Annotated in this window: 16 protein-coding genes; 12 read left to right on the top strand and 4 right to left on the bottom strand. The window is 67.0% G+C overall.

The window, feature by feature from the left end; genetic code table 11:
- The first annotated feature begins 90 nt into the window (after positions 1–90).
- From MRBLAR12_RS19560 to MRBLAR12_RS19545, 4 genes are all read left to right on the top strand, one after another.
- Positions 91–594 carry an Lrp/AsnC family transcriptional regulator gene (locus MRBLAR12_RS19560; protein ID WP_364747773.1) on the top strand — a complete coding sequence of 168 codons (504 nt, stop codon included), beginning with the start codon at positions 91–93 and terminating at the stop codon, positions 592–594.
- A gap of 120 nt (positions 595–714) precedes the next feature.
- Entirely contained in the window at positions 715–2388 is a 1674-nt protein-coding gene (locus MRBLAR12_RS19555) for a thiamine pyrophosphate-binding protein (protein WP_364747772.1), read from the top strand.
- A 136-nt stretch (positions 2389–2524) separates the two neighbouring features.
- A complete protein-coding gene (locus MRBLAR12_RS19550) occupies positions 2525–3280 on the top strand; it encodes a hypothetical protein (RefSeq protein WP_364747770.1) in 756 nt (251 codons plus the stop codon).
- Between the two features lie 54 nt (positions 3281–3334).
- Positions 3335–4897, top strand: coding sequence for an HD domain-containing phosphohydrolase (locus MRBLAR12_RS19545; protein ID WP_364747768.1), 1563 nt, complete (start codon positions 3335–3337; stop codon positions 4895–4897).
- A 45-nt stretch (positions 4898–4942) separates the two neighbouring features.
- On the opposite strand, the gene MRBLAR12_RS19540 is transcribed toward MRBLAR12_RS19545, so the two are convergent.
- Complete coding sequence (locus MRBLAR12_RS19540; RefSeq protein WP_414645547.1) at positions 4943–6019, bottom strand: methyltransferase; 1077 nt, start codon at positions 6017–6019, stop codon at positions 4943–4945.
- Positions 6020–6543: 524 nt separating this feature from the next.
- Between MRBLAR12_RS19540 and MRBLAR12_RS19535 the strand changes: the two genes are divergently transcribed.
- The 6 genes from MRBLAR12_RS19535 to MRBLAR12_RS19510 all read left to right on the top strand — a co-directional run bounded on the left by MRBLAR12_RS19535 (position 6544) and on the right by MRBLAR12_RS19510 (position 13914).
- Positions 6544–7491: a lipid kinase gene (locus MRBLAR12_RS19535; RefSeq protein WP_414645541.1), complete on the top strand. Its 948-nt coding sequence runs from the start codon at positions 6544–6546 to the stop codon at positions 7489–7491.
- Between the two features lie 138 nt (positions 7492–7629).
- Positions 7630–8664: a LacI family DNA-binding transcriptional regulator gene (locus MRBLAR12_RS19530; RefSeq protein WP_364747762.1), complete on the top strand. Its 1035-nt coding sequence runs from the start codon at positions 7630–7632 to the stop codon at positions 8662–8664.
- A gap of 140 nt (positions 8665–8804) precedes the next feature.
- Entirely contained in the window at positions 8805–10124 is a 1320-nt protein-coding gene (locus tag MRBLAR12_RS19525) for an ABC transporter substrate-binding protein (RefSeq protein WP_364747760.1), read from the top strand.
- Between the two features lie 81 nt (positions 10125–10205).
- Complete coding sequence (locus MRBLAR12_RS19520) at positions 10206–11288, top strand: carbohydrate ABC transporter permease (RefSeq protein ID WP_364747758.1); 1083 nt, start codon at positions 10206–10208, stop codon at positions 11286–11288.
- The gene (locus MRBLAR12_RS19515) at positions 11285–12220 is read left to right on the top strand and encodes a carbohydrate ABC transporter permease (RefSeq protein ID WP_364747756.1); all 936 of its coding nucleotides are present in this window, start codon (positions 11285–11287) and stop codon (positions 12218–12220) included. The genes MRBLAR12_RS19520 and MRBLAR12_RS19515 overlap by 4 nt, the downstream gene beginning before the upstream one ends.
- On the top strand, positions 12217–13914 hold the full coding sequence (locus MRBLAR12_RS19510; protein WP_364747754.1) for an alpha-amylase family glycosyl hydrolase: 1698 nt from the start codon (positions 12217–12219) through the stop codon (positions 13912–13914). The genes MRBLAR12_RS19515 and MRBLAR12_RS19510 overlap by 4 nt, the downstream gene beginning before the upstream one ends.
- 230 nt (positions 13915–14144) lie before the next feature.
- Here the strand turns inward: MRBLAR12_RS19510 and MRBLAR12_RS19505 are convergent, their stop codons facing one another.
- Positions 14145–15044 carry a hypothetical protein gene (locus MRBLAR12_RS19505; RefSeq protein ID WP_364747752.1) on the bottom strand — a complete coding sequence of 300 codons (900 nt, stop codon included), beginning with the start codon at positions 15042–15044 and terminating at the stop codon, positions 14145–14147.
- A gap of 550 nt (positions 15045–15594) precedes the next feature.
- On the opposite strand from MRBLAR12_RS19505, the gene MRBLAR12_RS19500 reads away from it, so the two are divergent.
- Positions 15595–16218: an alpha-amylase family glycosyl hydrolase gene (locus tag MRBLAR12_RS19500; RefSeq protein WP_364747751.1), complete on the top strand. Its 624-nt coding sequence runs from the start codon at positions 15595–15597 to the stop codon at positions 16216–16218.
- A gap of 137 nt (positions 16219–16355) precedes the next feature.
- A complete protein-coding gene (locus MRBLAR12_RS19495) occupies positions 16356–17096 on the top strand; it encodes an alpha/beta fold hydrolase (RefSeq protein ID WP_229993908.1) in 741 nt (246 codons plus the stop codon).
- A gap of 21 nt (positions 17097–17117) precedes the next feature.
- Here the strand turns inward: MRBLAR12_RS19495 and MRBLAR12_RS19490 are convergent, their stop codons facing one another.
- Together MRBLAR12_RS19490 and MRBLAR12_RS19485 are read right to left on the bottom strand one after the other, a co-directional pair.
- The gene (locus MRBLAR12_RS19490) at positions 17118–17408 is read right to left on the bottom strand and encodes a hypothetical protein (protein ID WP_229993907.1); all 291 of its coding nucleotides are present in this window, start codon (positions 17406–17408) and stop codon (positions 17118–17120) included.
- Positions 17409–17571: 163 nt separating this feature from the next.
- The gene (locus tag MRBLAR12_RS19485) at positions 17572–17835 is read right to left on the bottom strand and encodes a hypothetical protein (RefSeq protein WP_229993906.1); all 264 of its coding nucleotides are present in this window, start codon (positions 17833–17835) and stop codon (positions 17572–17574) included.
- Positions 17836–18025: the final 190 nt, after the last annotated feature.

Genomic DNA, 18025 nt, shown 5'->3' with positions numbered 1-18025 from the left:
CAACGATCATGATTGTGACCCGGCACACAATGCAAGATACGCTCAACCCATTGGGACTTCTGCTCAACTTCTAGTGTCTATGGTGAAAATATGACCATCCCGAACCCTCGCACCCTGGATTCCCTCGACGGCAGGATCATCCTGGCCCTCGACAAGGACCCGGAAGCCAGCGCCTTGGCACTCTCGCGGACACTCGGCGTCGCACGGAACACGGTCCACGCCCGGCTGGCACGGCTCGAGCGCAGCGGCGCGCTCCGCTCCTTCAGCCGGAGGCTGGATCCCGCCGCGCTTGGCTATGACCTGATGGCCTTCCTTTCACTGTCCATCAGCCAGACGCGGACAGGTGCGGTGGAGGACGGGCTCGCCGCGATCCCGGAGGTCATCGAGGTGCACGCCACCACCGGGGATGCGGACCTCATGGCCAAGGTGGTGGCCCGCAGTACAGCCGATCTCTATCGCATCACCAACCAGATCCTGGAAATCGAGGGGATCCAACGGACCAGCACCGCCATTTCCGTGCTGGAACTCATGCCGCCCCGCTACGACGGCCTCCTGAGCCGGCTCTCCGGGCAGGAATCCCGCCCTTCGCACTAAGCGCGGGTGATGCACGCCACAAGTGGGCAAATTTTCAGTTAGCACTGCCACTTCCTGCCAAGAATCCCAATCAAATCCGTCTCTCTTGCCTATCTGTGAACCAGCCCACATGATTCCTGCATGACTTCACTTACCGTCTCCGGCCGCGTGGCGCAGGTTCTCAGCAGCTACCTCAGCGATGTCTTCGGCGTGATGGGCAACGGAAACGTCTACTTCCTGGACGCCGCGGAAAAGCTGGGCCTCCGTTTCTCCGCCGTCCGCCATGAAGGCGCCGCCATCGCCGCGGCCGACGCCTACTACCGGACGTCAGGACGCCTCGCAGCGGGCACCACCACCTACGGCCCCGGCTACACCAATGCACTCACCGCCCTCGCAGAGGCGGTCCAGGCGCAGATCCCGGTCGTGCTGGTCACCGGGGACGCCCCGAGCAGCGGTGCCCGGCCTCAGGACGTGGACCAGGCGGCCATCGCCGCGGGCCTCGGCGCGGCGACCTTCACCGTCACCCGCGACGCCGCGGGCTCCATCACGCAGCAGGCGGTGCAGTACGCGCTCACCAAGCGCACCGCCGTCGTGATTGCCATTCCCTACGACCTCGCTGCCCTCGAGGCGGCCGACGAAGAGCTTCCCGCGCCGCTGGCACCGAAGGTGAGTGACGACGTCGACGGCGGCCTTGGGCAGGTAGCCCGCCTGCTCGCCGGGGCGAAGCGGCCGCTGATCCTCGCCGGCCGCGGTGCGCACCTCGCCGGCGCAGGCCCGGAGCTCCGGGAACTCGCCGACCGCCTCGGCGCGCTGACCGCTGGAACCGCCCTGGCGCTCAACCTCCTCCAGGGCGACGGGTATCTCGGCGTCGCGGGCGGGTTCGGCACGGACACCGCGGCCGGGCTCATGGGTGAGGCCGATGTGGTCCTCGTGGCCGGGGCAAGCCTGAGCCCCTTCACCATGCGCTTCGGGCACCTGCTCGGCCCGGACAGCACGGTCATCCAGATCGACGCGGCCCTGCAGCCGACGCACCCCCGGGTGGACACGTTCGTCAGCGCGGACGTGAAGTCTGCTGCGGGACGCATCCTGAAGATGCTGGATGGCCCGGCCTCGCCGGACGCCAGCCCCGCAGAAGCCTGGCGCGCGGAAGCCCGCAAACGCCTGACCGAGGGACCGGCCCACCATCCAGGCTCAGCGGAGACGCCGGACGGTCGGCTGGACCCGCGCTCCCTTGCCACGGCATTGGATGCGGTGCTGCCGGAGCGCCGCACGGTGGTCCAGGACGGAGGGCACTTCGTCGGCTGGGCACCCATGTACTGGCGCATCCCGAGGCCCCAGGACCTGGTCATGGTGGGGACCGCCTACCAGGCCATCGGGCTGGGCCTCGCCAGCGCCGCCGGGGCAGCCCGCGCAGTGGAGGACGGCCGCACCTTGGTGCTGGCCTCCGGCGACGGCGGTTTCCTGATGGGCCTGTCTGACCTCGAATCGCTGATTGGTGCGGCCAGCAGCGCCGTCGTGGTGATCTACAACGATGCCGCCTACGGAGCCGAAATCCACCAGTACGGCTCCCAGGGCCTGACCGAAAAGCCCATGCTGATCCCCGAGGTGGACTTCAGCGGCATCGCCCGCGCGCTCGGTGCTGAGTCAGCGATCATCCGCTCATTGTCGGACCTTTCCACGCTCCAGGACTGGATCGACGCCGGCGCCAGGGGAACCTTCGTGGCCGACTGCCGGATCACGTCGAGCGTGCGGGCCCCGTGGCTGAGCGAGTGGATGCAGGCCTCGCAGGCCGCGAAAGCGGCGGTGGCGGGCTAACCCTGGCGGCGGCGGGACCTCGCAGACTACGCCGTTGGTTCACTGTTCCGGGCGGCTGACACAAAATGGGGCAGTTGCCCCATGCCCTTGCTGCGGCCCGGTCATAGGCTCGGGTCATAGAGAAAAGGAGGCGGCAATGACCATCTACCAGCCGCAGTCATCAGCAGAGGCAACGCCGAAACTTGCCGAACTTCCCGAAGACGCTGCCGAGCATTTCGCCGGCTACGCCGTCCTGGGGCTACCTTTTACCAGCGGCCACTACCTGGCCTTCCGGGATTTTCCTGTGAGCTCCGTTGGCCCCGGCTACCGCTCCGTCTGGCACCGCACGCCCGGCGGCCGGTGGACCATCTACGCCAACGCCGCGCCCGAGCTCAGCTGCGCCCGGTACTTCGGGACGGCCGTCCACCATACGGTGGAGACCGACGTCGACATCCAGTGGAGCGGGCCGTTCACCGCCGTGATCACGGTTCCAGGCGTTGTTGACTGGCGCCTGCAGCTGGGCACATCCGCGGCCACCACGATGCTGACCGCCATGGCCGTACGCATGCCGGAAAGCCTGTGGCGAAATGAGCTGGTGCTCCGGGCCATGGGAGCATTCGCCGGTCCGCTGCTCGGCGCGGGCAGAATGAAAGTCTCGGGTGTGGTGCCCAACGGCCAGACGTTCCAGGCCCAGCCGCGGCAGTTGTGGCTTGTGACGGATTCCCAGGCCACCATCCGGGGAGAGGACGCGGGAGTTCCGGGCGCACTGCCTGTACAGGAGCACCTGGCGGACTTCTGGCTTCCGCAACGTGGACTGTTCGGAGCCCAGGTGGGCGTTAGGTTCCCGTCCACGGCCCATCCCGCCGGACCAGGTCTTGCCCAGGCCCGGACCGGGAAGAACCAGGCGGCATAACGGCCGCCGCGTGATCCCTACTGCCTTGGCTGACGGCTTCCTAGAATGGCAGGTGTGAAGCAGTCATCGGCTGACCCCCGCCGCAGCGAAGTCCTGGCCGCACTGTCGCTCGCCATTGACCTGGGGCTGGGGCAACCGATGGAGCACATGCTGCGGGCGTCCCTGCTGGCGTTACGGATCGCGGGGGCGGCCGGCGTTGACGCCGCCGGCCAGGGCAGGATCTACTACGCCAACCAGCTGGCCTGGATCGGCTGCCACGCGGATTCCTTTGAACTCGCCGCACTGTTCACGGACGATATCGCCTTCCGCGCCGACTACTACAACCGCGACCAGCATGGCCTGCCCATGTATGCCGGCATGTTCAGCCACGCCGGCGCCGGCCTCCCGCCGCTCGCCCGCGTTGCCTACTGGACGCGTTTCGCGGCGACGGGCAGCGGGGCGGTGCGGACCATGATTGCCTCGCACTGCGTCTCCGCCGGGGTGTTGGCCAGCAGTGTAGGGCTCGACGACGGCGTGGCAGGACTGCTCACCCACACCTTCGAGCGGTGGGACGGCAAGGGCCTGCCGGAGGGTGTGGCGGGGCCGGAAATTCCGCTGGAGATGCGGATCATGCATCTCGCGGATACGGCCGAGGTCTTCCTGCGGAGGGAGGGCGTGGCCGGTGCGGTGGCCATGGTGCGGGCGCGCCGCGGCAGCCAGTTCGATCCAGCATTGGCCGGGCTGTTCATCGATCAGGCCGAGGCACTCACCGAAGGGCTCCTCGACGTCGACTGCTGGCAGGCCGCCCTAGACCTGGCTCCCAATGACGCTCCCCTGTCCGACCACGAGCTGGATGCGGTGCTGCGAGCGATCGGCGACTTCGCGGACCTCAAGTCTCCCTACACGGCAGGTCACTCCCGTGCAGTAGCGGCCCTCGCCGCCGCCGCGGGCGAGGAGCATGGGCTACCGGCCGACGACGTCACGGAGCTCCGCCGTGCAGGATGGGTACACGACCTGGGCCGGCTGGGGGTGTCCAACCAGGTGTGGGATAAGAAGGAGCCCCTCTCCGGGCTGGACCTGGAACGTATCCGAATGCATCCGTATCTGGGAGAGCGGATCCTCAGCCGCGTTCCCGGACTGAAGGGCGAGGCGGCCCTCACCGGCTCACACCACGAGCGGCTCGACGGGTCCGGCTATCCGCGAGGGATTGGCGGAACGGAGCTGGGGATAAAGCAGCGGATCTTGGCGGCTGCGGACTCCTACCAAGCCTCCCTGGAGCCACGCCCGCACCGGCCCGTGCTCGCGCCGGCTGATGCGGCTGCCAGGCTCCGGCAGGAGGTTTCAGCCGGCAGGCTCGCCGCGGAAGCTGTGGAGGCAGTGCTCGTGGCGGCCGGCCAGCAGCCCCGCCGTCCGCATGCCCCAGCGGGTGGACTCACACCGCGGGAAGTGGAGATCCTCAGCATGCTGTGCCGCGGAATGACACCGGCCGAGATCGCCGGCGCTCTGTTTCTCGCCCGGAAGACCGTCCGCAACCATGTGGAGCACATCTACACCAAGATCGGTGCAACCAACCGGGTGGGTGCCACCTTGTTCGCGATCAGGAACGGCCTGACCGAGTACGGGAGCGCGGCCAGGTAGCGGTCCCGTCCCTGACCGCGCAGCCGCGTCGTCAGGAATTTGGGACTATCGGCGAACAAGCCGCCACAGCGACGTGACCTCGGCCGTGCGCGCCTCGAACAGAGGATCATCGCGGTCCGATGCCTTCGGATGCGTTGGCTTGGTGTCTAGCCGTTCCACCACCTTCAGCCCAGCCGCCGTGATGGCGGTCAGCAGATCGTCACGCGTCCGCAGGCCAAGGTGTTCGGCCAGGTCGGAGAGGACAAGCCAGCCCTCACCGCCCGGTTCCAGATGGTCGGAGAGTCCGTTCAGGAAGCGGAACAGCATCCTGCTCCCGGGGTCGTAGACGGCGTTGTCCAGGGTGGAATGCGGCGTGGCCGGAATCCATGGAGGGTTGCACACGACAAGCGGTGCCCGCCCGGGCGGGAACATGTCGGTCAGGACGGCCTCGGCACGGTCCTGGACGCCGAGGTTCCGGAAATTCTCAGCGGCGCAGGCGATTGCACGCGGTTCGTTGTCCGTCGCCACCACGCGGTGGACGCCACGGCGCGCGAGGACGGCAGCGAGCACCCCAGTGCCGGTTCCGACGTCGAACGCCAGCGTGTCAGAGGGAAGCGCAGCGGCGGCCACGAGATCCACATACTCGCTCCGGGTGGGGAAGAACGTGCCATAGTGCGGGTGGATGCGGCCCTGCAGGGCATCGACGTAGACACCATTACGTCGCCACTCGTGGGCGCCAATGGCCCCGACAAGCTCATGCAGGGACACAACGGAAGGTTCGCCGATATCACCGTACGCTTCAGCGGCGGCCTGCCGAATGTCCGGTGCGCGGCGCAGCGGCACCACCAGGCCCGGATCAAGAGGTATCAGCAGCAGGCCGAGAACGCGTGCGCGATGCGAGCGGGACTGGCGGTGCCGATAGAACTTATCGGCCGGAATTGCTGCGGTCTCTTTCTTTCCGGCGCCTATCCGCCGGTCCAGAGCGTTGAGGATCTGCCGTGCGTTGTGGAAGTCACCGTGCCAGAGCATCGCGATCCCCTGTGACGCCATCCGATTCGCATCATCGGCCGTGAGAGAGTCGGAGACCGCTTCGACGCGCGTCGGCGCCGGTCTGCCGTTCGCCGAACGCCATCGCGCGGTCATGCTCTCACCAGCCTCGACCCAGGTCACGACGGCGGGATCATCCACCGCAACTCCGCGTGAGGGCTTGAGGACCGACGTCGGGATTCCCACGGGAGCTGGCGTGTCGGTAGTGATAAAGATCCATTCCAAGAGTCCGGGGGCCGATCGCAGACTGACGATTGCGGCGGTGATTCGACAACGTGGATGGCTACGGCCCAGGATTCCGGACCGTCATCCGGCCGCGAACCGAGCTTGGTTGATGGCCGCTGGAACCATTCAACCTGCATTGTCAGGATACAGGTGTGCCGTGGCCGCCACCCGCCGCCCGCCGCCCGCCTACTATTTGGCTTTTCCGGGCAGATTTGCACGCTCGTTACAGGACTCAGTCTGACTACAGCCGACGCTGCCGGAACATCGGGAACGAATCCCATTCCCGATTGGATGCAGGCCGAGGCAGAAAGGGTGCCGCTCGGATCGTGCGTGCCTTTGAAGGCTGGCGGAGCTCACCCAGTCCCCCGCGGGAATTCACAGGTCCGCGGCCTACCATGTCCCACATGAAGGCTGCCCGGGATGCCCACTCTGCCGCCGTCGTAATCAACGCCGGATCACGACGAGGGGCGGCACCCGATCTTGCCGTGGACACGATGCGCAACGCAGGCATACCCATCTCCTCCGTGCACCACGTGTTGTCCGGGGCAGACCTGGCCGGGACGCTTGACCGGGTGCTTGCGGACGGGCACGACCTGGTGGTTGTCGGCGGCGGCGACGGGACGGTGTCCTACGCCGCCGGCCGGGTTGCCGGCACCAACGTGGTGCTCGGCGTTCTTCCTCTGGGCACCGCCAACGACTTCGCACGCACGCTGGAGATACCCAACAATCTTGCCGAGGCGTGCGCCACCATCGCCGAAGGGAAGGTGGTGGACATCGACCTCGGCCGGGCCAATGGTGAGCCCTTCCTCAACGTCGCGTCCGTGGGTCTGTCGGTGGCTGTTACCGAAGCACTCAGCCCGCGCCTGAAGCGGCATATCGGGCCGCTGGCCTACGGCGTTGCCACCCTGACTGCTTATGCCCGGCACAAGGCGTTCCGGGCCCGCCTCGAGTTCCCCGAGGGAGACCACGAGCCAATGGAGCTCGACAACCTGCTTCAGGTGGCCGTCGGCAATGGCCGGCACTACGGCGGCGGCAACACGGTCTCCCCCACGGCGGGGATCGACGATCACACCCTTGACATCTACGCCATCCTGGCCGGGCCCGTCCGGGAGCACGTGAGTATCGCGCGGCTGCTCAAAGACGGAAGCTTCATCAAACACGACCGCGTGCACCACCTGACCACCAGACGGGTCCGGCTGGTCACCGACCAGCCGCTGCCGGTGAACCTCGACGGCGAGATCGCCACCACCACGCCGGCCGACTTCACCATCCAGCGCAACGCCGTCCACGTGGTGGTGCCGCAGAGCAGCACCAGCGCGCTGTTCGACGGACCGGGAGCCTAGGCCCCTCCTGAGGGCGTTGTTTCCTAAACAGTCACGCCTCCGGCACATCTCCCCTTAGTGTTGGTGCAGCAGATCACGAAACCGATTACGTAAACCGTTTGCGTAACACGGTCCGGCCAGCACAAGGGAGGAGGAACAGTGGTCACCATTCGCGATGTCGCCAAGCACGCCGGCGTTTCTCCGGCCACCGTCTCCCGGGTTGTCAACGGCCTGGTCGGCTACTCCGACGAGACCCGGGAACGCGTCGAAACCGCGGTCAAGAGCCTCAGCTACGAAACGGACTACCTCGCCCGCGGACTCAAAACCCGGCAGACCTCCGTGATCGGGCTCCTCGCCCCCATGGTCTCGGATGCCCTGGCCTCCCAGGTCATGCAGGGCGTGGAGGAGGAAGCGCAGGAGCGCGGCTACGCCGTGATGCTCGGCCGCACCGGCGCCAAGTCCGCTTACATCGCCGGCTACCTGCGGACCCTGCGCACTTACCGGGCAGCCGGCGTCATCCTCATCTCCGCGGTGATCACGCCGGAGACCAGGCAGCTGCTGGGGCCCAACGTTCCCATCATCTCCGTCGCCATCAGCGACAAGTCGGGCTCACCCAGCGTGGCCATCGACGACGAGCAGGCAGCCTATGACGCGATCCGTCACCTGCTGCGGCTCGGCCACCGGCGCATCGGCCTCCTGACCGGCGATCCGGCGTCGATCTACGTCGCCCAGCCCCGGAAGCGCGGGTACCTCCGCGCCATGACCGAAGCAGGCTGCACCCCGGTGACCGCGACCGGCAGCTTCTTCTACGAAAGCGGAGCTCCTGGCGTCGACGAACTGCTGCAGCAGGAACCCGGGCTCACGGCGATCTTCGCGATGAGCGACGAGATGGGGGCCGCCGTCGTCAATGAACTGCAGCGGCGCGGGCTCCGGGTGCCGGAGGACGTCTCCGTTCTGGGCTTCGACAACACCTCCACCTCGCTGCACGTGAACCCGCCGCTGAGCACCATGGCCCAGCCGCTCGAGGAGATGGGACGGATGGCCGTGAAAAAGCTGCTCCGCTCCCGCGACCTGGGGCCGAAGATCATGCCGCACCGACTGATCGAGCGCGGCTCCACCGCGCCGCCGAACTCAACACCGGCGAACCCGGCGCCGCCCGGCGAACAAGTCGGCGGACAAGTCCTAGTCAGCTAGCCAAGAACCCAAACACACCACCCACCCACGGCGACCGCCGGCACTCCCCTGTGCCATCAAGCGACCCGCCGCGATTCCGCATGCACCAAACCACCCGCACCACCCCAAAACGCACCACCCCACTCAACAAGGAGCAACACATGAGGCAGCGCCGCCGCACCTGGCAGACTCTTCTGGCCACCACCGCATCCCTGACCGTCGCCGCCGTCGCCCTCACCGGCTGCGGCGGGACCGCCACGGAAGCGAAGAGCGCCCCGAAGGCCGCCGCGTCCTTCGAGGGCAAGGGCCCCATCAACTACGTCTCCAACCGCGACGCCTCCGGGGCCGCGAACAAGAGCATCGAGGAATGGAACGCCGCCCACCCGGAGGAGAAGGTCACGTTCATCGAACTGCCGGACTCCGCAGACCAGCAGCGCCAGCAGCTCATCCAGAACGCCCAGATCAAGTCGGACACCTTCAGCGTGCTGAACCTGGACGTCGTCTGGACCTCCGAGTTCGCCGCCAACAAGTGGATCATGCCGCTGCCCGCGGACGCCGTCCCCACGGACAAGATGATCCCCGCCACGGTCAACGCCGCGACGTACCGGGACTCCCTGGTGGGCGCCCCGTATTACACCGACGGCGCGCTGTTCTACTTCCGCTCAGACCTGCTCAAGGCCGCCGGCATCGCCGCCCCGCCCAAGACCTGGGACGAGATGAAGACCGCCTGCAAGGCCATCCTGACGCTCCCGGAAGCCGCGGGCATGTCCTGCTACGCCGGCCAGTTCGACAAGAACGAGGCCCTCACCGTGAACTTCTCCGAGGCCGTGGCCTCCGCCGGCGGCACGGTGGTGGACGCCGAGGGCAAGCCCACAGTCAACACCGCCGAGGCCAAGAAGGGCCTGAACCTGCTGGTGGACGGCTTCAAGGACGGGCTCTTCCCCTCCGACGCCATCACCTACCTCGAGGAGCAGGGCCGCCGCGCGTTCCAGGACGGCAAGCTGGTCTTCCTGCGCAACTGGCCCTTCCTGCACGCCTCCCTGAGCGCCACGGACGGCTCCAGCAAGGTGGCCGGCAAGTTCGGCATCACCTCCATCCCGGGCACCGACGGCCCCGGCGTCTCCACCCTCGGCGGCCGCAGCCTCGCCATCTCGCCCTTCACCGCCAACAAGGCCACCGCCCTGGAGTTCATCAAGTTCTTCACCAGCGAAGAGCAGGCCAAGAAGCGCCTGGCCCTGTCCTCCCGCGCCCCGGCGTACGCCTCCCTCTACGCGGACCCCGCCGTCGTCGCCAAGCGCCCGTTCTTCCCCACCCTGCTGACCTCTCTGAACAACGCCCAGCCACGCCCCAAAGTGGTCCAGTACGGCGCCACCACCAAGGCGATCCAGGAAGAGGCGTACGCGGCCATCACCGGCAAGAAGGACACGGACACGGCCCTGAACGACATGCAGGCCAAGCTCACCGAGCTCTCCGCCAAGTAATTCCGAACTATTCAAGCAACAGCCGGGCCGGCCGGTTCACCCGGCCGGCCCGGCAGCTGCAACCCCAGTGAGGTTCCCAGTATGACGACGACGACCGCCCCGCCCGCCGGCGCGCAGCCCGGCACGCCGCAAACAGCCAGCCCAGCCAGCCCGCGCAAACGCGGCCACCGCGGCACCCGCACTCCCGGCGAAGGCCGCATGGCAGCGCTGCTGCTATCCCCCACCATCCTGGTCCTGGCCCTGGTGATCGTGTACCCGCTGCTCAGCGCGGTACACCAGTCCCTGTTCCGCGCCGAATCCGGCCTGGACGCGGACGGCTTCGTGTCCGAGGTGGACGCCTTCGTGGGCCTGGCCAACTACACCGACCTCTTCGTGGGCGAAACCGGGCGGCGCTTCCTCAACGCGCTCGGCAACACCACCTTCTTCACCGTCACCACCGTGGTCCTCGAGACCGTCCTAGGCCTCTGCCTGGCCCTGGCCATGAACCGCGCCTTCCGCGGCCGGTCCTTCCTCCGCGCCAGCGTCCTGGTCCCCTGGGCCGTGCCCACCGCCGTCTCCGGCCTGCTGTGGCGCTGGATCTTCCAGTCCGACGGCATCGCCAACACCCTGCTCGGCAGCGAAATCCTCTGGACCGCCGAGGGCAACGCCTCCCGCGCGGCCATCATCATCGCCGAAGTCTGGAAGACCGCCCCGTTCATCGGCCTGCTGGTCCTCGCCGGCATGCAGGTCATCCCCGGCGAAGTCTACGAGGCCGCCAAAATCGACGGCGCCGGCTGGTGGCGCCAGCTCGGCTCCATCACCCTCCCGCTGGTCAAGCCCACCCTCCTGGTGGCCGTGCTGTTCCGCATGCTCGACGCGCTGCGCATGTTCGATCTGCCCTTCGTGCTGATCGGCCCCGGCAAGGAATCCGTGGAAACCCTCTCGATGCTCGCGTGGGATGAATCCAACCAGCTCCGCTACGGCACGGCCTCCGCGTTCGCGATCATGCTCTTCCTGTACGTCGCCGTCGTCGCGATCGTGTTCGTCAAGGTGCTCGGCGCCGACGTCACGGGCGCCAAGGAACTGAAGCTGATCTCAAAGAGGAACCGCACCAAGGCAACCCGCACGCAGGCGAACACTGACCAGGCAATCGCTGAACAGAAGAAGGCCGAGGCCACCCGATGACCATCTCCGACCTCCGCAACGCCGCCGCATCCTCCGGCGCCGTCGCGCCCGACACAAGCACCGCCGTCGGCCGCTCTGGCAAATCGAACACAGGCAAGCCGAAAGCGCAGCGCACCTGGCGCTCCTACTCGGTGTACCTGGGCCTGGCGCTGATCTTCGCCTACTGCCTGGCGCCGTTCTACTGGATGCTGGTCTCTAGCCTCCGCCGCACCGCCGACATTTTCGACAACACCCTGCTGCCGGCCCCGTTCTCGCTGGAGAACTACGCCAAGGTCTTCGACGGCTCCACCATGTTCGGCCAGGCCCTGCTGAACTCCCTGATCGTCGCCGGCACCACCACGGTGTTCGCCCTGCTCCTCGGCGTCTTCGCGGCCTACGCGATCTCCCGGCTGAACTTCCGCTTCAAGTCGGTGATCCTGGGCGTGATCATCGCGACGTCGATGTTCCCCGGCATCTCCGTGGTGGTGCCGCTGCTGCGCCTCTTCACGGACCTCGGCTGGATCAACACGTACCAGGCGATGATCGTGCCGAGCCTGTCCTTCGCGATCCCGCTGGCGGTCTGGAACCTCACCACGTTCATGAAGGCCCTGCCGTTCGACCTCGAGGAAGCCGCGATGATTGACGGCTGCACCAAGTGGCAGGCGTTCCGCCGGGTCCTGCTGCCGCTCGCCGCGCCGGGCGTCTTCACCACCGCGATCCTGACCTTCATCCACAGCTGGAACGAGTTCATCATCGCGCTGTCCATGATCAACGACCCCAAGATCCAGACCGCCACGGTGGCGATTTCCAAGTTCACCGGCGCCACCGAATTCCAGGCGCCCTTCGGCGAGCAGATGGCTGCCGGCGTGATCGTCACCGTACCGTTGGTCATTATGGTGCTGATCTTCCAGCGGCGAATCGTCGAAGGCCTCACCGCGGGCGCGAGCAAATGAGCCCTGTCTCGCCGGTGGGCCCTGTCGAGGAGACTGCCCTCGCATCTGCCCCGGACTGGTGGCAGTCCGCCGTCATCTACGAGGTCTATCCGCGCTCCTTCGCCGACGGCGACGGCGACGGCGTGGGCGACCTCGCCGGGCTCATCGCCCGGCTGCCGTACATCGCCGCCCTCGGGGTCGACGGCATCTGGATGACCCCGTTCCAGCCTTCCCCGCAGGTGGACCAGGGCTACGACGTCACCGACTACTGCGGCGTGGACCCGCTGTTCGGCACCATGGGACAGTTCGAGTCGCTCCTTTCCAAGGCGCACGGGCTGGGCCTTCGGGTCCTGCTCGACGTCGTCCCCAACCACTGCTCCTCCGAGCACCCGCTGTTCCAGGCGGCCCTTGCGGCCGGCCCGGGCTCGCCGGAGCGGGACATGTTCCACTTTGTGCCCGGTCCAGTGGGCATGCCCGACGGCAGCGGCGGCGCGGGTGCCGGCGCTGCTGACTCCCCCGATGTCTGGACTGCTGGCGGCGACGTCCCGCCGAACAACTGGCAGAGCGTCTTCGGCGGCCGCGCCTGGAGCCGCGCCAACCCCGGTTCGGCGACGGACACGGACTGGTACCTGCACCTCTTCTCGGCCGGGCAGCCGGACTGGAACTGGCGCAACCCCGCCGTCGGCGATTACTTCGACGGTGTGCTGCGCTTCTGGTTCGACAAGGGCGTGGACGGGCTGCGCATCGACGTCGCGCACGCGCTGTTCAAGGCCGACGGCCTGCCGGACTCGCCCTCCACGGGCGGCGTGGTGGACGGGCTGCGGTCCAACCCGCAGGTCTCGGACCAGGAGGACGTCCACGAGGTCTACCGCCGCTGGCGCACACTGGCGGAGAAGTATGAGCCGCACCGCCTCTTGGTGGGCGAGGTCAATCTGGAACCCGCCCGCGCCGCCCGCTACACCCGGCCCGACGAGATGCAGCAGGCCTTCGCCTTCGCGTTCGTGAAGCTCGGCTGGGATGCGGAGGCGTGGGCCGCCGTCGGCAACGAGCTCGAAGCCGCCCGGCAGCTCCATGGCGCAGCCCCCACGTGGGCGCTGGAAAACCACGACATCGTCCGCTCGGTCAGCCGGTTCGGCGGCGGCGAGCTGGGCAGCGTCCGTGCCCGCGCCGCGCTCGTGGCTTTGCTCGGTCTGCCCGGTGCCGCGTACCTCTACCAGGGCCAAGAGCTCGGGCTGCCCGAGGTCGACATCCCAGTGGAGGCCCGGGTGGATCCGATGTGGGCCCGCGGCGGCGTGTGCCGCGACGGCGCCCGCGTGCCGCTGCCCTGGACGGAGGACGCGGCGCAGAATTACGGGTTCACGCTTGCCGGCACCGCGGGCGAACCATGGCTCCCGCTCCCCACAGGTTGGGGCAGCCACGCCATCGAGCTACAGCAGCCGGACCGGCAGTCCGCCCTGAACCTCGCCAGGACCGCCATTGAGTTGCGCCGGCAGTTGTGGAAGACCGAGGTGTTCACCGCGGACGACGGCGGCAGCTGGCGGGTCGAGGCCGGAGACCTCCTCATCTGCGAACGCAACGAGCACTTCCTCGTCGCCGTCGCGATGGGCACTGAACCGGTCAAACTCCCGGCCGGCACCGTGCTGCTCAGCGCCGCACCCCTGGCCGAGGACGGCTGGCTGCAGCCGAACAACGCGGCGTGGGTGCTGCGCGACTGAGGCCATCGCCTCCGCGCCGCCCGCGAGATGCATGGACTTAGAGGCACGCTCTGGACTGTCTTGGCTCTGGTGTTCAACTCCATCACCCAGGACTTTGCCTCGGGCGGCAGGTCAGCGTCCCATGGGCTCTTCGGGGTTGGTGATCGCAAACAGGGCGGTCATGGCTCCCGGCGCGGCACGGCAAAGCCCCCGGCTGCTTTGCCGGGGGCTTTGCGTTTTTCCTGTGAGTGTTACTTAACGGCTACGAAAGTCTTGTCGGCGAGCATGCCGGGCCTGACCGCAAGGACGCCTTGGGCGGCCGTGGCGGTCGGAACTTCAATGGCCTTGTTGCCCGTTGCGGTGGCGTTCTTGTAAAGCGTGCTCGTGGTGTCGATAGGCTTCGGTGCGACGACGAGCTTGTCGAGGCCATTGATAGTCTTGCCGTCCGCTGTGACGTACTCAATTGACACGAAGGCAGGCATTTGCCCGTTAGCGTCATCGCCGATGTAGGTAGTGGAGTAGTTCACGATAATGTACTCCGACCCGGCAGTCGGCGGCTTATTGATGGGGCTGGCAGCGACAACGGAATCCGTGGCGGCGAGGGAGACCGAATTGATCACGAGGCGCCAGTCGTCAGACTCGATAACCGAGCCGATCGGGTGTGGGTTCTCGCGGGTTCCGGCATTGGCGGCAGGCTTTGCCTCTGCCGCTCCACTAGTGCCACCTGCTGCGTTGGACGGTTCGACGACTTTGGTGTCCCCGCTGCCGATAGCGTTGTCGACCGACGTCGCAAGGACGGAGAAGAACACGGCAAACCCGACGATCGTCCCCACGATGGACACGATCAGGGCGGTGATGCCCATCCACTTGGGCTTGTCCTTGAGGAACAGAGAAACGAGAGCCAGAACGAATGCGATCGGCAGCAGTATCCAGCCAACGATGAGAGCGCCGGGAATACACGCGAAAATGAACCCGAGCGCTGCTGTGATGAGAGCGATGAGCCCGAGGACGTTCAACGGCTTTTTCGCCTTCGGCGGCTGGGGCGGCGTCTGAGTTGGCGCCCCATGATCCTGCTGCGCGAGAGATGATTGCTGTGGCTGGTGGGGCGCGGTCTGCTGTGAGCCCACCCCAGGGAGCTCTGGTGTTGTCATGGCCCAACTATGGCAGACACGGGTGGTTTGTCATGTTTCACGACACGACGCAAGCTCAACTATGACAGACATGAGGGTTCTCATTGTCTCTCGTCACGACGCAACAGGTGGTTGATGAAGCTTGCGCCCGCAGACCAGGGCGGAGCACTGACAGAGCCGCGTCCTGGGATCACTCCTTGAGTACGCCGCAGGTCGCGCCGAGCTCGATGCGTGTAGCGGCCGCCCTGTTCAAGGCCGACGGGCTGCCGGACTCGCCCTCCACGGGCGGGGTGGTGGACGGGCTGCGGTCCAACCCGCAGGTCTCGGACCAGGAGGACGTGCACGAGGTCTACCGCCGCTGGCGCACCCTGGCCGAGAAGTATGAGCCGCACCGGCTGCTGGTGGGCGAGGTCAACCTGGAACCGGCCCGCGCCGCCCGCTACACCCGCGCCGACGAGATGCAGCAGGCCTTCGCGTTCGCGTTCGTGAAGCTCGGCTGGGACGCATACGCGTGGGCAACCGTTGGGACCGAGCTCGAGGCCGCCCGGCAGTTGCACGGTGCCGCCCCGACGTGGGCGCTGGAAACCACGACATTGTCCGCTCCACCCGGTTCGGCGGCGGCGAGCTCGGCAGCGTCCGGGCCCGCGCGGCCCTCGTGGCTCTGCTCGGGTTGCCCGGCGCGGCGTACCTCTACCAGGGCCAGGAGCTCGGGCTGCCCGAGGTCGACGTCCCGGTGGAGGCACGGGCGGATCCGATGTGGGCCCGCGGCGGCGTCTGCCGCGACGGCGCCCGCGTGCCGCTGCCCTGGACCGCGGATGCGGCGATGAGCCATGGCTTCTCGCTCGCTGAACCCGCCGCGGATCCGTGGCTCTCGATCCCGGCTGGCTGGGGAACCCATGCCATCGAGCAACAGGAACAGGTTCCGGGCTCCTCCCTGAACATCACCAAGACGGCGCTGGAGCTGCGCCGGCAGTTGTGGAAAAACGAAGTCTTCACCGCGGACGACGGCGGCAGCTGGCGTGTCGAGGCCGGAAACCTCCTCATCTGCGAACGCAACGCGCACTTCCTCGTCGCCGTCGCGATGGGAACCGAACCGGTCAAACTCCCGGCCGGCACCGTGCTGCTCAGCGCCGCGCCCCTGGCGGAGGACGGCTGGCTGCAACCGAACAACGCTGCCTGGGTGCTGAAGGACTAAAGGTCCGGCGGCCTGAATCTGGGTTAGGACGGTCAGGTTCTGAGGAAGTCGATTAGGGCGCACAGTGTTACTGGAGTGGTGGCCAATTCGTATTCTCAGAGACGTAGCAGGCGCTGGGAACGTGAAAGCATAAGCCGGTGCACACGAACCAGTACGGACCAGAGAGCGCACCTCCTGTCTTGCTCCTGCACGGTGGTGGCGTCGCCGGTTGGATGTGGCAATCCCTGAGCCGTAGCCTGGAAGACCGGCACCGTGTGATCGTCCCCGACCTCCCGGGGCACGGAGAGAGCTCCAGCGAGGAGTACATCTCGCATTCCGCGACCGTAAATGCCCTGGCCGACTTGGTGTTGCAACGGGTTGGTTCGCCAGTAGCAGTGATCGGCTTCTCGCTCGGGGCCCAGCTATCCATCGGTCTGGCGGCTCAACATACGCCTCTGGTGAGCCGAGTTATGGTCGTCAGTGCCCAAGCGAAGCCGATGGCGTACGGTGGCCTCACCCTGGGCATTCTCGGTTTGAGCGCGCCACTTGCCCGGAGGAGATGGTTTGCCCGCCTGCAGGCCCGGCAGCTGTTCATACCCCCAGAGCTGATGGAGCAGTACATCGACACCAGTGCAGGCATAACGAAGGCGACCTTGACGGCCGCCGTCGGGGAGAACCTGCGCTTCGCATTGCCTGAGAATTGGTCCCGCTTCCCTGGGGAAGCCCTCGTGATGGTGGGTCAGCGTGAACGGAGGCTGATGCGTGACTCTGCCGCTGCGATCCATGCCGCCCTACCTGGAAGCGACTTGGAGGTTGTGGATGGGTGTGGCCACGGAATCCCCCTTCAACGCCCGGAGTGGTTCAACGCCACGGTATCGGCTTGGCTCTCTCAGGAGTAATGAGGAGGACCGACCGGACCGTCAGCAGCTGCCCGGAAGTTTGAAGAAGCCTGCAACGTCGGCTGCGCCCAGGAGATCGTGACGGAAGGCGATGGCGTCCACGGGCCGTGTCTCGACGAACAGGACCGCCACCGTCCGGGAGTGGACCACGGTGTACCGGGTCGGTCCGTCCAGCCAGGAGTGGATCCCTGTGTACTCATCGACCAACAATCCGTCGCCGAGCAGGCCCTGCTCCTCGAGCAGGTGATAGACAACATTCCAGGCGAGATCCATCAGTTCATGGATCGCCGCCTCCACTGTTGGAGCGGTCATGAGTCCATGGTCCTCCTGGGCACCGACAGCTTTGCGGAGACAGAGCGGCGTGTCTTCGAGGACACGTCTGCACCGCCAGCTCCGGATCGAACCCACGGCGCGGCGTCCTGGGGCAACGGGTTCGTTCCATAACCAAGGTGCGTCCGACCGGCGGTCGACGACGTTAGCAGCCGGCGTACAGTTCAGGCAGGTCCCCGGTGAAGGCTTCCCGTGGATCGACTCCTGCCGCCTCCAGGATGGCGCGGGCCAGAGCCCGGGCATCATCCGTCCGGTAGCTGACCGAGGCCGTCACGCCGTCGGCCTGATTGATCTGGACGCTCGGCTGATCGTCAAAACCACCGGTCGGAATTGCACGCCAGATGTCGAGGTGGTCTTCGGGGATTTCGGTGTCGTGGTGGCGGTGGACGAAGTAGTCTGCGGCGGCCATGGTGGTCCTCATCTCGAATCGGGCAAGAGAAGAGTGTAAGCACGCGAGGACAGTTCAGAAAAGTGCCCGGAAGCGAGTACCGGCCACTCGTATGCCGTGCACGGTCTTCGTCCTAATGTGGAGCGTACCGGCGGCATCCCCGGTGCTGGGGGTTTCGGATTGAAACGTGGTTTGGATACCGGGGCCGGCG

Source organism: Arthrobacter sp. LAR12-1-1.1, assembly GCF_040676555.1.
Classification (GTDB): domain Bacteria; phylum Actinomycetota; class Actinomycetes; order Actinomycetales; family Micrococcaceae; genus Arthrobacter.
The sequence above is the reverse complement of the archived record's forward strand: the minus strand, read 5'-3'. Positions and strand labels throughout refer to the sequence as shown.